Origin of the sequence: Chthonomonas sp., assembly GCF_035294505.1 — a bacterium.
Classification (GTDB): Bacteria; Armatimonadota; Chthonomonadetes; order Chthonomonadales; family Chthonomonadaceae; genus Chthonomonas.
Window position 1 is genome coordinate 1 of record NZ_DATGKU010000117.1, and the last position, 14,103, is coordinate 14,103.

Below are 14,103 nucleotides of genomic sequence, written 5' to 3' on the forward strand. Positions count from 1 at the left end.
CCTCCAGAAATATAAGATGAAGGCTTAGCTTATTAGCCGATGCAAAATCTCCAGCGCCTCTTCCCTGTAGCGAATACAGTGGGAGAGGCGTTCTGCTTAAGAAGGAGAAAAAGTGATGGATGATGCTGCGCGTACGCTCCCACCAGAGCTTTTTCGGTACGGCGGTCTTGCCGTTCCAGAAGGGGTGATGATGCGGGGGCGACGTCATTTTGCCATCGCCTGCCGTCTGCCCGACGGCACGATTCTGGTGGACAAGGAGCGGTTGGACTCGCGATGGCTCTATCGGCTTGGCAATGTGAACATCCCTTTCTTGCGTGGCATTTTTGCCCTGCTCGATACAATGACGTTGGGAATAAGGTCTTTGCTGTTTGCCTCCCAGGTGCAGGTGAAAGCCATGCAAGGGGAGGAGGTGCGGGTAGACACACCGCAGGGCATCAGCAATGGCGCCATCCTAAGCACGGTGATCCTCAGCTTTCTATTTGCGCTTTTGCTGTTCAAAGCGTTGCCCACCTACCTTACCCAGCTTTTCGCACGAGGGCCTATGTCGCCGGAGAAGGCGCATCTGCTGAACCTTTGCGACGGCCTGATTCGTTCGACTCTCTTTTTAGGCTACTTGGGGCTTGTTTCGCGAGACAGACATATTCGCCGGCTTTTTATGTATCATGGAGCCGAGCATAAGTCTATCAATACGCTGGAGTCGGGGCAACCGCTTACAGTAGAAAACGCCATGCGCGCTTCCCGTATTCACCCGCGCTGTGGCACCAGCTTTGCGGTGCTGGTGCTGTTCTTGGATTTGGTGAGTGTGACCTTCTTGCCGCGCCCTACCTCGTTTCTGTGGCGCTTCTTGCTTCAGACAAGCATCGTGCCGATCATCGCGAGTGTTGGGTACGAGTATATCCGTTTGGCAATGCGCCTACAACAGATTCGGGCACTGCGATGGTTGCTTACGCCCACCTTGGCTGCGCAATATCTAACCACGCGTGAGCCGGAAAGGGAGCAGGTGGAGGTGGCCCTAGCCGCCCTCTATGCGGTTTTAGAGGCCGATGGTTACGAACGGTTTGTTCCCGCCTCTGTCCTCTCGGGGCGTGCCTAGTTTTGCTTTTTTGATGGGCCGCTGTGCAGAAACACGAACCGGCGGATACGCTTGCCTACCACTTTGTGGCTGCTAAAACGTATTCAGAATGGAGCCTTGTAACCATCTGCGAGGAGCGCATGATGCCCCATCGGATTTTATGGGACGGTGATTGCGGTTTCTGCCGACGTGTGGTGGAGTGGTTTTTACGGCACGATAAGCAGGGGCTGTTTGAAGCCATCCCCTATCAAGACGACGCCAGTATAACGCCGGAATTGAGACAGGCATGCACGCAGGCGGTTCATGTGATCACAGCCGATGGGCGTATATTGAAGGCGGGGCGGGCAACCCTGTTTTTGCTAGAGCAGATCGGAGGCCGTCGCTTGGCGAAATGGTTATCTTGGCCACCCTTTCTAAGGGTTGTTGAAGCGTTTTACCGATTTGTGGCCCGTCACCGCAGCCTGTTCGACCAAATCCTGTTCCCACGTGCAAGGCGGAAGGGAGAGAGTTGTTATGTCCGGCGTCGTTCCTAATTGCCGGTATACAGGCCAGCAGGATGTGGAATTGTCTCGCATGCGTGTGGTTATGCAGCAAAAGTGGCGCCAACTGCTGTTCCTTCACTGGGCGGTGCCGGAAGCGAGTTTGCGTCCCTACGTGCCGCCTGCGCTGCAGATAGATACCTATCACGGCCAGGCCTATGTGGGGCTTATTGCGTTTACGATGCGGGAGGTGCATCCGTGGTGGGCGCCTCCACTGCCAGGTTTGTCTTATTTTCACGAGACGAATGTGCGTACTTATGTTCACCTAGAAGGCAAAGACCCTGGGGTTTGGTTCTTTAGTCTGGATGCCTCGAGTCCCATTGCGGTGGCTATTGCACGCACGTTATGGAAGCTTCCCTACTTTTGGGCGCAGATGCGCGTAGAGAGAACCACGGCGCGTGAGGTGCACTATCTCTCGCGACGTGTGAGGCAGCCGAATGCCTATAGTGCTTTGCATTGCCGATTATTGGGAATGCCTACAGCACATGCTGTGCCGGGCACGTTAGAGCACTTTTTATTGGAGCGGTATGTGCTCTATGCCCTGCAGGATCGGCAGCTCTATCGCGGGCGGATTCGACATCAGCCCTATGCGTTTCAGCCTGCAGAAATCCTGCAGCTAGAGGAGGGTTTGCTATCGGCGGTCGGTTTGGAAAGACCCGACGTTTGCCCTCATGTCCACTATGTAGAGGGGGTAGACGTTGACATTTTACCATTGCAGAAAGTAGGGTAACCGGTGGAAACCTTGTTGTTAGCGATGGACTGTCTGCAAAACGCTGATCAGGAAAAAAGCCATCGCGTTGTTGGTGCCGTGAACGATCATGCTCATCCAGAGTGAACGCGTCTTTTCGTAAACCAGCGCTAGAGCCATGCCGATGAAGAAAATGGGCACAAATTCTAGCGGATCCAGATGCGCGATAGCAAATAGCAGGGAGCTAATGGTGAGACCCCAGCCTATACCGAGCCGATTCCTTAGGGAGGCATAAATACCACCCCGAAATAGCGTCTCCTCGGCAACGGGAGCTAAAACCGCGCCGATAATCACAAAGCCAAAACGTTGCCAGCCGTGCAGTTGTCGAAATATGTGCTCTGCCAGTCCCTGGTTATGCAGGAGCCAGCTCGCGTGAGGAAACAGGGCTGTGAGCAATTCCTGCTGGACTCTACCGATGACAGATCCCATCACAAAGACCCCAATGCCTAGCCATGGAGCGATGAACAGCAGTTCCGATGGGGTTGGCGGTCTGAAACCGGCTTGTTGGAGGGTAAGATTGCGGCGGCGGATAAGCCAAACGCCCAGCGCAAAGAGAAGAAGTTCGAAAACCACCTGTGTGAAGAGACCGATGGTATAGTTCGAACCACTTTTTGAGACGAAGTGTAGGAGTGTGGCGAGAAGTGAGAAGAGGCCCCCTGCGATCCAGGTGCCCCAGAGCGAGCCGATTCGCTCGTAGAGCAGGGTGATTAAGAGAATGAAGAGAGCACTCAAGGCGGCTTGGATAAGCGAAAAATGTATCAAGAGGGCGAGCGCTCCGGCAAAGCAAGCAACAAGCAGACACGACGCCCAGACGCCATGGGTTCTACGCAGGGAACGGTAGAGCCAAGCTTGAAAGAAAAGGAGTTGTGCCGGCAGAGCAATGAGCAGCGTGAGAATAAGACTGAGAAGAGGAAGTCGAAGGGAGAGATGTGCTATTCGAGCAAAAAGTTGCAATTGTTGTTGGGCATAGGGAGCGAATGCCGGCACCTTTTGCAACGTGGAGAAGAAAGAGGTAAGCGCGTTTTGAAAAAGTGCAAGCAAGGGAATCTGGGCTAGGCCCCATGCTAGGGCGTAGAGCACCTGTCGGCTAGATGGCGGGAGAAGCCCTATCTGCTCACGGGTTGCATTCCCGCGCACCAGCAATCTCCACGCGAAGAGCGCCAACAGAATATTTAAGAGGATCGAGTAAACCAGATGGTCTGTATAGGATAGCTTTGATGCCAACATTTATTTTAAGCTCCTCTGTGTGGAACACGATGCACTATTTGTTCAGATAGCGCAAAAGCTCCTCTTCGTCTGGACTGCCGGTAAGCTGCAGAAATATCTCTTCAAGGCTAGGGGCGTTCTTATCGGCGGAGGTGGTGAGCGCTTGCGCTTTTAGCTCCTCTACCGTGCCTTGAGCGATAAGGCGTCCCTTGTTAATGATCGCCACACGATGGCAGAGCTGTTCGGCTATGCCGAGACTGTGGGTTGAAATAAAGACGGCAGCGCCACGTTGGGTGAGCAGGCGAAGCACCAATTGAATGAGCCTAGCCCCCCGTGGGTCGAGGCCTACGGTCGGCTCATCGAGAAAGACGACGATCGGATCGTGAATGAGCGCTGCCGCCAGCACGATCTTTTGACGCATTCCACGGGAGTAACTGCCGATGAGGGCATCTCCCTTATCCTCTAGCTCGAAGAGATGGAGAAGCTGGTCTATGCGCTCCTTGCGCCCTGAGCGTGGTACGCGATAGAGGTCGGCCATAAGGTCGAGGAACTCCCTTCCGGTGAGTTTATCATAGAGGAAAGGGTTGTCGGGGATATAGGCAAGCAGGCTTTTGGCCGCAATGGGCTCGAGATGCACATCGTGCCCCCCGATGAGGCAGCGTCCGGCCGTAGGGCGCAGGAGGCCTGTAAGCAGCTTTATGGTGGTGGTTTTACCGGCTCCATTCGGGCCTAAAAACCCAAATATCTCCCCGCCTTCAACCGTTAGGCTAACATCTTGTACTGCCGGTATATCGCCATAGTAACGGGTGAGGTTGTAACATTCGATGAGGGGCATAGTTTAGCCTCGATGCCTTGTCTGTTGCAGAGCGAAGTTGGGGCTGGCCCAGCAGCCTGTTATCTGCCCGCATACGGCGCGCTCTACAGAGGCAAGGTCGTGCAGTACCTCGATTTGAGAATAGCCCGCCTCTTCAAAAAGCGCCTGTACTTGCGGGGCTTGTCCCCATGCGACCTCCACTAGCAGCCAGCCATTAGGTGCTAGCAGATGCCGAGCCTGTTCCACGAGCACCCGATGAAAGGTAAGCCCATCCGGCCCCCCATCCAACGCATGGCGCGGTTCGTGGTAACGAACCTCCGGCTGCAACGTGCCGATCTCCGCCGAGGGAATATAGGGAGGATTGGAGACGATGAGCGCAAAGCGATGTGGTTTGAGGGCAGAAAGTTTATCGCCACGTAGGAGCGCGAACCGCTCGGCCACCTGATGGCGTCGGGCATTTTGAAGGGCTATAGACAGCGCATCTGCCGCGATATCCACGCCGAGCGCAAAGGCTTCTGGGATATGTTTCAGAAGGCTAATCGCAATGCATCCGCTTCCGGTGCCTATATCGGCAAATACGGGAGGGTGAGAGGTTTGTCGTAAGCAGACGATACCGCGTTCCACGAGCAGTTCGGTCTCTGGGCGTGGGATCAGTGTCGCCGGGGTAACAAGGAACTCCAGCCCAAAAAACTCTTGAGTGCCCCGAAGATAGGCTAAGGGCGTACGTTGGATACGGGCGTTTATCAACGCTTCGAGGCGTTTTTGTTGTTCAGCGGATAGAGAGCCTACTAGGCCTGCGGCCACATGGGAACGGGGCTTTCCGGTGGCGAGACTTAGCAGAATCTGGGCCTCTAAACGTGCTTCCGGTATGCCCGCCGCCTTAAGCCGCCTCTCGACGGCGTTTACTGCGTCTGAGGTCGAAACAGTCACCGTCTTCAACTCTCCCTAGGACGCTTTCACCCGTGCTGTTGCCACCTTATCGTCGGCAGGCTCGTTTCCTTCCGCTGCCTCTTTCAGGCGTTCAGCCTGGTCGGCTGTGATGAGGGCGTCTATGAAAGGTTGAATATCCCCATCCATGATGGCGGAGATGTTATAGATGGTGAGGCCGATGCGATGGTCGGTGACGCGCCCATCGGGAAAATGGTAGGTGCGAATCTTCTCGGAACGCTCCCCCGTTCCCACTTGGGAGCGTCGTGCGCCTGTGCGCTCTTCCTGTTGCTGACGACGTTGAATCTCATAGAGACGTGTGCGCAGCACGTTGCGAGCTTTGATTCGGTTTTGGAGTTGGCTTCGTTCATCTTGGCAGGTGACCACGATGCCGGTGGGTTTATGAATGAGGCGAATGGCAGTAGCCACCTTCTGTACGTTCTGGCCTCCAGCGCTGGAGGAATGGTACACCTCCTCGATGAGGTCATCCTCGTTCAGTTCCACGTCCACCTCTTCAGCCTCCGGCAACACGGCCACGGTGACGGTGGAGGTTTGGAGGCGGCCGTTCGATTCGGTAACGGGCACGCGCTGTACCCGATGAACTCCCCCTTCATACTTCAGTTGGCTATAGGCGCCTTTGCCTTGAATCTCGAAGACGGCCTCTTGCACACCGCCAAGACCGGTCTCTTGCAACGAGAGGATATCCACCTTCCATTTCCGTCGTTCTGCGTAGCGTATGTACATGCGCAGCAGTTCGGCGGCAAAAAGTTTCGCTTCCTCCCCTCCGGCCGCAGGGCGAATCTCCACAATAACGTTGCGTTCGTCGTTGGGGTCTTTGGGCAGAAGCAGGAGGCGTATCTGCTGGGCTAGCTCCTCTTGTTTTCTCTCGGCCTTTTCAAGCTCCTCCTGATAGAAGCTGCGCTCTTCGCCTTCGGCGGTCTTGAGCATCTCTTTGGCGTCGGCGATGTCTTGCTCGACGCGTTTGTACTGCTGATAGGCCAGAACCACGTCCTCGATCTCGCTTTGTGCCTTTCTGGCAGTCATGTAGCGTTGATAATCGGAGCTAAATTCGGGGTCGTTGATCTGGTCTGTCAGCTCTTGATAACGTTTTTCTAGTTCTTCTAGTCGGTTTCTTGCCTGTTCTAACAACACGGTCAGGTTTCCTTATCCTCAGAGAGGTTTGATTTCTGATCTTATAATACGTATTTGTTAGGTTTCGTAGCGAGGAAAATTTGACCTTTTATTTTACCCTTAGGGTCGGTTCGTAAGGGCTTGATGGAAATGAGAAGAATAATATGATGAGGCAGATGCCAGACTATTGATGGGATTGGTCATCAGAACTGCAAACTAAAGGGGCTTTTGCCAAACGTACACGCACTTCCTTCCCGTTTCTCGTCCATGTACGCCCATCTGTTGGCTGCTATTGCCTTTCCCATCGGGCAGGACGAGGATATTCTCTACGGTAAAACCGAGTTTTTCGGCGATGTCGGAGAGAATCGTATCTACCGAGATGCTGACCCCTGCATAGCGAACATTGTCGTTAACCATAAAGAGGAAGCCCCCTGGTTTTAGGATACGGTAGCATTCCGCAATGACGCAGGCTAGCTCGTAAAAGTAGCCTCGTACCATACGCGGTATACCGGCGTTATTTAGCGCGTTTCGTGCTTTTTGGTACTCAAGGTATTCGAGGATGACTTGAAGAAGCTTTTGTTGATCAACAAGAGATAGGACAGAGTGCCATTTTGAATTCATGGCTAAAAGGTCTTTCATACGATTTTCAACGGTGGCACTCAGCATCTGCTGACGCAGGGTGCGAAAGCCTTTTTCGTCAACACCCAACAGCGCAAGCTCTAGAGCATAGGTGCGCGTGTAGTCGTACCGATTACAATAGGGAGGAGATGTAACAATCGCGCGATAGGCGGTATCTGGAAAGGTAGGGAGTAGTTCTAAGCAAGAGCCGTTGAAAATGCGGATGCGGCCGGCAAACTTTTCCGTTGGGAAAAGAGTGGCCGTGGATTGGGTGATAGAGGAAGCGACATCCGAAAGAATCTCGGAGATCTTTGCTTGAATGGCCATGTCAAAGGGAAGTATCGGCCCTTTATCGAATTGCTTTTTACCCTGCGTGCGTCCAGAACGGTAGTCCCAGCGCAGATACTGCCCGTCTTTGCGCGTAAAGCTCACCGATTCGAGCACACACAGAAGCGCAAAGCGAAGAACGAGCTGCAATTTTTCGTTCTCTCTGTTACAGGCCGCAAGATATCTCTCAATCGCCACTTTCGTTTCCTCAGGATAGGCACCTCGTGTGATAGCAACTTCTGGAAGCGGAGAGATGGCGGTTTCCTCTTTCCAAGGAGTTGATATCGCCCAATGGCGTAAAGTCTCGAAATCGGAGGCACAAAAGGCAGAGGATAGCATCTGTTTGGTAAGGATGATCTGTTGGCCTATGGGAAGCAGCTCTATACCATCTGCGTCTAAGCCAAGGGCGCTAGCAGCAAAAAGAGATGTCCCACTGCCGGCAAACGGATCACAAATGGGGCCATCCTGAATGCGATACCGGTGCAGAATGTACTCCACAAAGGCCGCAGAGAAGGCTTCCTTGTATTTGTACCACCGGTAGATCGGTCGTTGCTTGTTCGCTTGAAAACTGACGAGCGTGCGAGATAGCTGTGGATCGAGCAGGAATGCGTCCTGGAATTTGAGATAAAGGCGTTTATCACCCTCTATAATAGGCTTAAGCGTGTTCTCCTCTACAGACCGGTCGAGCAAGGTTGTGTGCGTGCTGTTTCTTTTAGGAGGGCAAGTCATAGTATAGTTTCCTCAACAGGTTCAAGAGAGTGGCTCATGGTAGTTTACCTGTTTCTAAGTTGCAGCGGGAAAACTCTGCCCCTCGTGGGCTGCGAGGAGAGCCGCCTTCCCCTTCCAGCCTGAAAAAACTTCCGCAACAACCCACAATGTCGGCAGGTGCGTTCCGCTTCCGTGCAGTATAATGCAGTAACCTACTCCACGATGAAGATGCCTCCAGTGCCTCCCACAACTAACGTAAGACTGGCGAAAGTCAGCAGTTCCCGCTGAACTTGGAACTCCCACCCCTTGTGGGTGGGGAGACTTCACGCTCTTGCAATCGTTTAATGTGTTGAGGTAGCTGCCGAGCTTTTAGAAGGAAGAGTGCGGTCGGGCAGAAGACGGTTCAGGTCGTCAAAAAAATCCTCGATGAGGATATTAATGGCGTCGCGCCAATCCGCAAAGAGGTAGGTGTGGCCTGCAATGGTGGTTAGGGGTTGGTCTACGGAGTAGATGCCATGATAAACCGTGTCGCCTTGGGCATCAAGCAGGTAGAACACGCCACGACAGTTGACATGAGAGGGCACATGTTCAAGGCCTCCGAGGAGATCGTAGATATAGTGGCCGTTCACGCGGCGCGGCTCGTCGAGAACGCTTAGCAGGATGAGATCGGCATGGAGCTGACTACAAAGCTGTTGCGCCGTGTAGACACGCGGTACCGGAAAGGTGTCGCCGTGTAGGAGACCGTTATCGGTAAAAAGATCGCGTGGCGTGAAATGATCGGCTGTCAGTTGGGCCTCCACTTTCGATGCGGGAATAACCGTGAAAGCCGTGCGGTCTGCCGTACAGATGGGCAGTTGGTGAGCTGCATGTTTTTCGAGCCGTTGCAAAATCTCCCGATACTTTTGTTGTTGAGCGAGTTGTTTTTGGGTGAGCTTCGCTTCCTCTTTGGGGTTGGGCAGCAGAGTTTGCGTTCCATAGAAGGGCGAAATCACAATAATGCGGCGGGCGCTTGCCAAAATCTGACGTGCTTGTGCCTCGGGAATATCGGCGCGGGCGTGCACCGGGAACAGGAAGAGGAGGCCACTGCAGAGAGCTATCCAGAACTCTTTACGTTCACACATCCCTTCAGCCCTTCAAGAAGAGTATCTCTTTTAGAGACGAAACACCCGCTTTATACGTTCCGCCGCCGGCTATCTACGATGGGCGAGTCTTCTTTGGCGGCGTTCTTCATTGATACGGTAGACGAAAGCCATAACCTCGGCGACTGCAGCGTAGAGATCGGGCGGTATCTCGGCTTCGAGGGGAACCTGACGGTAAAGCGTGCGGGCAAGAGGCGGGTTCTCAACGATAGGGACATCGTGCTCCTGGGCCAGCTCACGAATTTTAAGGGCCACAAGGTCTTGCCCTTTTGCCACAACGACGGGCGCATTCATTCGGTCCGGTTCGTATTTCAGCGCAACAGCGTAGTGGGTAGGGTTTGTCACAACAACATCTGCGGTAGGTACCGCATTCATCATGCGTTTTCTGGCCATCTGTCGTTGCCGCGAGCGAATGCGGCTGCGGACGAGCGGGCTGCCTTCAAGCTGTTTATGTTCTTGCTTTACCTCATCTTTGGTCATACGCAACGATCGTTCATAGGCATATCGTTGGTAGGCATAGTCCAACACGGCGATGGCCAACATCGTGAGCGCAGCACGTACAGCCATCTGGCGCGCCGTTTCCAGCACCTGCTGAACTCCTGTGAGAAGGTCTACTCTTGGAAGGACGATGAAGAGCGGGTAAGCGTTATGGATGGTGTTATAGCAGAGCCAGCCCACGAGGAGGAGTTTGCAGAGGGCTTTTATAAGCTCAACAAGTGCGTTTAGCGAGAGATAGCGGGTTATGCCGTTCAACGGGTTGAGGCGATTCAGATCGGGTTGCATGCGCTGGAGAGCGAAAAGCGGCCCGGTCTGTGCCAGATTAATGGCGATACCCAGCGCCGCCGAGAGCGCAACGAGAGGGCCTATGGCTTTAACAACGGTAAGGCCGAGAGAGGCTCCAAGTTGCATAAGGGTAGACGTGGTAGGCGGAGTGTCGAGAAGATGTGCATAGGAGTAGCGAAAGAAGAGCGCTATCTGCTGGGCGGCGTTGCTGAACAGAGAGGGCATGGCCAAGACAAGACCGAAAAGAACAAAAAGGGATGAGAGGTCGGGTGAACGGGGTACCTGTCCACGCTTTCGTGCTTCCGAGCGGCGCTTGGGAGTTGCGGCCTCTGTGCGATTATCTCCTGCCATTCGTTAGTGTGCCTTTGTGAGCAGTAGATTGAGAGAGTGGTCTATGGCGAGCACGAGTTGGCCGGTTCCGAAGGCGAGAGCTGGCAACAGAATCGCCACGGTCATGATGCCGATCAACAGTTTTGCGGGCAACCCCACAAAGAAAACGTTCACTTGGGGCGCCATACGCGCCATAAAGCCGAGGGCGGCATCGGCCAGAAAAAGTACCCCGATAACCGGCAGGGCAAGGCGTAGCCCGATGAGGAACACCGCCTTGATAGCAGGCAGAATGGCGAGGCCTAGGGCTGAATGAAGTATGGGTGCATCGGGGGGAATGAGCCGAAAGCTGGTGGCAAGCGCCGCAATAAGCAGGAGATGGCCGTTCAGAAGAAGGTAGAGCACGAGAGATAGTTGATTATAGAAGGCGCTCAGCAGCGATGACTGCAGCTCGGAGAAGGGGTCAATAAGATTGATGAAACCAAGCCCCATTTGGGAGTCGGAAAGCGACCCTGCCATTTCCATGGCCGTGAAGAGAAACCGTGCGATATAGCCCAGCATCATGCCGAAGACGAGGTTTTGTGCGATGAAGTAGGCCAAAATGAGAAGCGATGTAGGAATAGGGCCGACGTGAGGAGCGATTTGGGGAAGTAGGGCAAAGGAAAGGCAAAGTGAAGCCCCCAAGGTGGCCAGCGGCGGCAGCGGCCGATTGCCCGGTATCGGTGCCGCAATAAGCACTCCAGCGGTTCTTCCGAGAAGCAGCAACAGCACATAAAAGGTATGTGCGGCGGTAATGGGAACGTTCATAAGATTCTAGCGAGGCATATGGTCGAATGCATAGTGCATAAAGTGCACAAGCGAGGCAAGCATCCAAGGGCCGAAAAGGGCAAGGGCGGCCACTACTGCGAGGAGCTTAGGGACGAATGTCAGAGTATATTCCTGAATCTGTGTGACCGTTTGGAAAATCGAGACGAGCACTCCCGCGACGAGGCCAAAGAGTAGCAGGGGGAGCGAGAGTTGCAGGGTAACGACGAGCATGGTGCGTCCGGCTTCGAGCACCTCTTGTGAGGACATAACGTAGTCTCCCTTTGCAGAAAGAATGAGCGAGGCCGGTGTAACGGCGCGTTGCTTCTAAGGACGGTTTCTCTCTTCCTATTATCGGGATGCAGGGCGGCAGACTGGAGTTTTGGAAAGAGGAAGTTCGACGGTTTCGCTTTTGTGAGGCGGTGAAACTTCGCTAGGGGCTAGAACCCGTATGATGAGGTGTAGGTACATCGCTCCCGGGCGAATGATCTCCCCGTATCGGGAAAATGCTCCAAAATATGGCACAACATTTACGCAGCTATTGACGTGCCATGTGCAGCTGTGATATACTATATAATGTGTGTCATCTCGGGTAGGACAGCGATGTGCCTACCACGACTAGCGCGCAAGAGGTAACCACCCATGGAAACGAACCAGAACGAGTGGAAGAGCGCGGAGAGCGCCATGCCAGAAGGGCCTTCGCTCGAGTTCATTCGAGCTATTGCCGAGCTGCTTGAAACAGACCCCGACGACATTCTGGCAGAGTTGGGCTATGCCCGAGAAGGCGAGGAGCTAGCGACCTCTCGCTAAAAACATTACCCCCTCACAAATCGGGAGAAATCTTTCTCCCGTGTATCATCTGTTGTGATGGTTTCGTAAGCGTTGTGTGCGCATAGGGAAGGGGCGACGAAAGAACTCCACTTTCGCCGCCCCTTTACTGTTCGGTTGGTATCCTTGGGCTGAACTACCGCTGCGAACTATTCGTGCTGAAGTCGTTCTCGCCGTTAGCCGGTTGTTGAACCCCGTTTTGGGATGAGGTATCGCCTGAGGTTGAGTTTTGATTCTCTGTTCCTAAGGGAGCGGGCGGCTGGACACCCGAGTTATTAGGCGATTGCGGAGAAGGGAGCGGGCTGTTAGAAGGATTTTGGGGTAAAACACTGCTGTTTTGAGGAGCAGAGCTTGGCGACGAACCGTTGGTGGAAGGAATGACGATCGGCCCTCCAACCTCCTGATCTCCCCCGTTATTGCTGGGATTTGACGGTGGGGTAGGCGCAGGAGTAGCTGCTCCGGGCAGGGGAGTGGCCTGTTGCACGGACGGTGGTGTCTGCGAAGTAGGCGGATTCGACGTCGGCTGGCCTGTTTGTGTGGGAGGGGGTAGAGGATTTTGCGAAACAGGGGCGCTGTTAGGAGTATCCGGCCCTTTACCTGTTGGGATGTAGCGCGACAACACAAAGAAACCAAGCAGAAAACAGGAAGTACCAAGTAGGATGAAGAGCAGTGTATTCAAGAAGACACGCACGACAGGGGAGGGTTGCTTTTGGTGCGACATATAGTTCATTCGGCTTCGACCGGCCATTTCATCTTTCTCCTTGGGGGCTGTAGGCGACCGAGCGCAGTTTGCATTGGCTAGTGTGCATTATACCTGCTTCTGGGTGGTTTGTGTTAAAAGGAGGAGACGATCGGCGAGAGACTGCAGTCGGTCACGTTGATGAAGGAGTTCGAGCCATTGGGAAGGGATGGCGGTGTAGCCATAGCAAGCCCCTGCGAGGGCGCCTGTAATGGCACCGACCACGGCGGCATCGCCGCCGTGGTTTACGGCTACGATCAGCGCATTTTCAAAGCGGGTGGTATGCAGGAGGGAACGTAGAGCCACTTCAAGCGTTTCGGGTGCGTTGCCTGAAGGGGAGGCATCAAGAGCGGGATCTCCGGCACGTTCTACGGCTAGGGCAACTTCCGACGGAAGCTCAGCAGCCGTCTTTAGAACTTCGTAGTAGGCCGTCTCTTTATCGAGACCCGACACCAGATAGGCAAGCATTAAGTTCAGCGCAATACAGGATGCCTCGCTATTGGGGTGCGCATGGGTAATGCGAGAGAGGATGGCGGAGAGAACCGGGAGATACTGGGGGCTATGGTAAAAAAAGAGCGCTAAAGGGGCACAACGTCGCAACGAGCCACTAGAAGCCCATTCCGGATTCTCCTGATGCACTGCTAAACTTGCCTCTTCCCAAGGAGTGCCGTTGGCGGTTCGTTCCAGTACCTTGCGTGTGTGCTCTCCGATAGTACGGGGATTTCTGTGGTACCAATCCGCAAAGCGTGCGGCGATGTCGTCGGGGTCGAAAACCTGTTTCTGTAGAAGGCTGTTGGCCGTTTCTATGGCAAGCTCGATCTCATCCGTCCACTCTCCAGGAGCCAGCCGAAGCCAGCCGCCGCCGACCAAGTCGGTCACCGCTTGAGCTGGATCGGGAGGAGGCTGCGCATCGAGAGGGGCACCGAAAGCATCACCCAAGGCCAACCCAAGCAGGACGCCTCGAAAACGATTGCGCAGGATTTCAGGCAAAAGCGGCACAGGCAAGAAGGCCATCTGTGAGTAGTCGCCTTAAGGGTCGCCTAGGCTGTTGATAGGCCGAGGAACTCTTTCATCACCTGGATGAGCTGTTTACGATCTTCGGGGTCGGCAAGTTGAAGACCGTAATGGTTGATGTAGAGCACCTGCTGAGCCAACCACTCTTGCCAACAATCAGTGCATATCTGGTTTTGAATCGTCTGTCCGAGCGAGCCACCCATAGGAGGTTCGGTAAGCGCCTCAGCATTGCGCCCACAGCGTCTACAAGTGATCGTGGCCATTTGCTAACTCCCCTTTTCCTCGTTTGTATGGCATAGTCTACCGTATTTTTAGTATTTCGTTCACTGAAAGGGATTTCTGCCTGCTCGAACGGCAACGCCACGCATCGGCTATCGGG

At 54.2% G+C, this 14,103-nt stretch carries 16 protein-coding genes; 4 read left to right on the forward strand and 12 right to left on the reverse strand.

The window, feature by feature from the left end; all coding sequences use genetic code 11:
• The first annotated feature begins 115 nt into the window (after positions 1 to 115).
• The 3 genes from VKV18_RS06585 to VKV18_RS06595 are packed head-to-tail and all read left to right on the forward strand — an operon-like array spanning position 116 to position 2,341.
• Positions 116 to 1,093 carry a DUF1385 domain-containing protein gene (locus VKV18_RS06585; RefSeq protein WP_324203414.1) on the forward strand — a complete coding sequence of 326 codons (978 nt, stop codon included), beginning with the start codon at positions 116 to 118 and terminating at the stop codon, positions 1,091 to 1,093.
• Positions 1,094 to 1,116: 23 nt separating this feature from the next.
• Positions 1,117 to 1,605 carry a DUF393 domain-containing protein gene (locus tag VKV18_RS06590; RefSeq protein ID WP_324203415.1) on the forward strand — a complete coding sequence of 163 codons (489 nt, stop codon included), beginning with the start codon at positions 1,117 to 1,119 and terminating at the stop codon, positions 1,603 to 1,605.
• Entirely contained in the window at positions 1,586 to 2,341 is a 756-nt protein-coding gene (locus VKV18_RS06595; RefSeq protein ID WP_324203416.1) for a DUF2071 domain-containing protein, read from the forward strand. The genes VKV18_RS06590 and VKV18_RS06595 overlap by 20 nt, the downstream gene beginning before the upstream one ends.
• Before the next feature lie 18 nt (positions 2,342 to 2,359).
• Here the strand turns inward: VKV18_RS06595 and VKV18_RS06600 are convergent, their stop codons facing one another.
• The 9 genes from VKV18_RS06600 to fliQ all read right to left on the reverse strand — a co-directional run bounded on the left by VKV18_RS06600 (position 2,360) and on the right by fliQ (position 11,413).
• Positions 2,360 to 3,586 carry a CPBP family intramembrane glutamic endopeptidase gene (locus VKV18_RS06600; RefSeq protein WP_324203417.1) on the reverse strand — a complete coding sequence of 409 codons (1,227 nt, stop codon included), beginning with the start codon at positions 3,584 to 3,586 and terminating at the stop codon, positions 2,360 to 2,362.
• Between the two features lie 34 nt (positions 3,587 to 3,620).
• A complete protein-coding gene (locus VKV18_RS06605) occupies positions 3,621 to 4,400 on the reverse strand; it encodes an ABC transporter ATP-binding protein (protein WP_324203418.1) in 780 nt (259 codons plus the stop codon).
• Positions 4,401 to 4,403: 3 nt separating this feature from the next.
• Positions 4,404 to 5,309, reverse strand: a complete 906-nt coding sequence (gene prmC, locus VKV18_RS06610; protein WP_324203419.1) for a peptide chain release factor N(5)-glutamine methyltransferase — start codon at positions 5,307 to 5,309, stop codon at positions 4,404 to 4,406.
• Between the two features lie 15 nt (positions 5,310 to 5,324).
• A complete protein-coding gene (gene prfA, locus VKV18_RS06615) occupies positions 5,325 to 6,458 on the reverse strand; it encodes a peptide chain release factor 1 (RefSeq protein WP_324203420.1) in 1,134 nt (377 codons plus the stop codon).
• A 195-nt stretch (positions 6,459 to 6,653) separates the two neighbouring features.
• Complete coding sequence (locus VKV18_RS06620) at positions 6,654 to 8,111, reverse strand: site-specific DNA-methyltransferase (RefSeq protein ID WP_324203421.1); 1,458 nt, start codon at positions 8,109 to 8,111, stop codon at positions 6,654 to 6,656.
• 320 nt (positions 8,112 to 8,431) lie between these two features.
• A complete protein-coding gene (locus VKV18_RS06625) occupies positions 8,432 to 9,211 on the reverse strand; it encodes a hypothetical protein (protein ID WP_324203422.1) in 780 nt (259 codons plus the stop codon).
• Positions 9,212 to 9,280: 69 nt separating this feature from the next.
• Positions 9,281 to 10,363 (reverse strand): flagellar biosynthesis protein FlhB, encoded by a 1,083-nt coding sequence (flhB, locus tag VKV18_RS06630; protein ID WP_324203423.1) that lies wholly within the window; start codon positions 10,361 to 10,363, stop codon positions 9,281 to 9,283.
• A gap of 3 nt (positions 10,364 to 10,366) precedes the next feature.
• The gene (locus VKV18_RS06635; protein WP_324203424.1) at positions 10,367 to 11,146 is read right to left on the reverse strand and encodes a flagellar biosynthetic protein FliR; all 780 of its coding nucleotides are present in this window, start codon (positions 11,144 to 11,146) and stop codon (positions 10,367 to 10,369) included.
• Between the two features lie 6 nt (positions 11,147 to 11,152).
• Entirely contained in the window at positions 11,153 to 11,413 is a 261-nt protein-coding gene (gene fliQ, locus VKV18_RS06640; protein WP_324201984.1) for a flagellar biosynthesis protein FliQ, read from the reverse strand.
• 372 nt (positions 11,414 to 11,785) lie between these two features.
• On the opposite strand from fliQ, the gene VKV18_RS06645 reads away from it, so the two are divergent.
• Positions 11,786 to 11,953: a hypothetical protein gene (locus VKV18_RS06645; RefSeq protein WP_324203425.1), complete on the forward strand. Its 168-nt coding sequence runs from the start codon at positions 11,786 to 11,788 to the stop codon at positions 11,951 to 11,953.
• A 154-nt stretch (positions 11,954 to 12,107) separates the two neighbouring features.
• Here the strand turns inward: VKV18_RS06645 and VKV18_RS06650 are convergent, their stop codons facing one another.
• From VKV18_RS06650 to VKV18_RS06660, 3 genes are read right to left on the reverse strand one after another with little or no spacing between them, the layout of a single operon-like run.
• A complete protein-coding gene (locus VKV18_RS06650) occupies positions 12,108 to 12,719 on the reverse strand; it encodes a hypothetical protein (RefSeq protein WP_324203426.1) in 612 nt (203 codons plus the stop codon).
• A gap of 60 nt (positions 12,720 to 12,779) precedes the next feature.
• On the reverse strand, positions 12,780 to 13,724 hold the full coding sequence (locus VKV18_RS06655; protein ID WP_324203427.1) for an ADP-ribosylglycohydrolase family protein: 945 nt from the start codon (positions 13,722 to 13,724) through the stop codon (positions 12,780 to 12,782).
• A 26-nt stretch (positions 13,725 to 13,750) separates the two neighbouring features.
• The gene (locus tag VKV18_RS06660; RefSeq protein WP_324203428.1) at positions 13,751 to 13,987 is read right to left on the reverse strand and encodes an oxidative damage protection protein; all 237 of its coding nucleotides are present in this window, start codon (positions 13,985 to 13,987) and stop codon (positions 13,751 to 13,753) included.
• Positions 13,988 to 14,103 lie beyond the last annotated feature (116 nt).

Bases quoted from the DNA above. Each gene is read 5' to 3' on its own strand.
- VKV18_RS06620 (WP_324203421.1), bottom strand. From the start codon at position 8,111: ATGACTTGCCCTCCTAAAAGAAACAGCACGCACACAACCTTGCTCGAC.
- VKV18_RS06655 (WP_324203427.1), bottom strand. From the start codon at position 13,724: ATGGCCTTCTTGCCTGTGCCGCTTTTGCCTGAAATCCTGCGCAATCGT.
- VKV18_RS06635 (WP_324203424.1), bottom strand. From the start codon at position 11,146: ATGAACGTTCCCATTACCGCCGCACATACCTTTTATGTGCTGTTGCTG.
- flhB (WP_324203423.1), bottom strand. From the start codon at position 10,363: ATGGCAGGAGATAATCGCACAGAGGCCGCAACTCCCAAGCGCCGCTCG.
- VKV18_RS06585 (WP_324203414.1), top strand. From the start codon at position 116: ATGGATGATGCTGCGCGTACGCTCCCACCAGAGCTTTTTCGGTACGGC.
- VKV18_RS06650 (WP_324203426.1), bottom strand. From the start codon at position 12,719: ATGGCCGGTCGAAGCCGAATGAACTATATGTCGCACCAAAAGCAACCC.
- fliQ (WP_324201984.1), bottom strand. From the start codon at position 11,413: ATGTCCTCACAAGAGGTGCTCGAAGCCGGACGCACCATGCTCGTCGTT.
- VKV18_RS06600 (WP_324203417.1), bottom strand. From the start codon at position 3,586: ATGTTGGCATCAAAGCTATCCTATACAGACCATCTGGTTTACTCGATC.
- VKV18_RS06595 (WP_324203416.1), top strand. From the start codon at position 1,586: ATGTCCGGCGTCGTTCCTAATTGCCGGTATACAGGCCAGCAGGATGTG.
- VKV18_RS06660 (WP_324203428.1), bottom strand. From the start codon at position 13,987: ATGGCCACGATCACTTGTAGACGCTGTGGGCGCAATGCTGAGGCGCTT.
- VKV18_RS06625 (WP_324203422.1), bottom strand. From the start codon at position 9,211: ATGTGTGAACGTAAAGAGTTCTGGATAGCTCTCTGCAGTGGCCTCCTC.
- VKV18_RS06605 (WP_324203418.1), bottom strand. From the start codon at position 4,400: ATGCCCCTCATCGAATGTTACAACCTCACCCGTTACTATGGCGATATA.
- VKV18_RS06645 (WP_324203425.1), top strand. From the start codon at position 11,786: ATGGAAACGAACCAGAACGAGTGGAAGAGCGCGGAGAGCGCCATGCCA.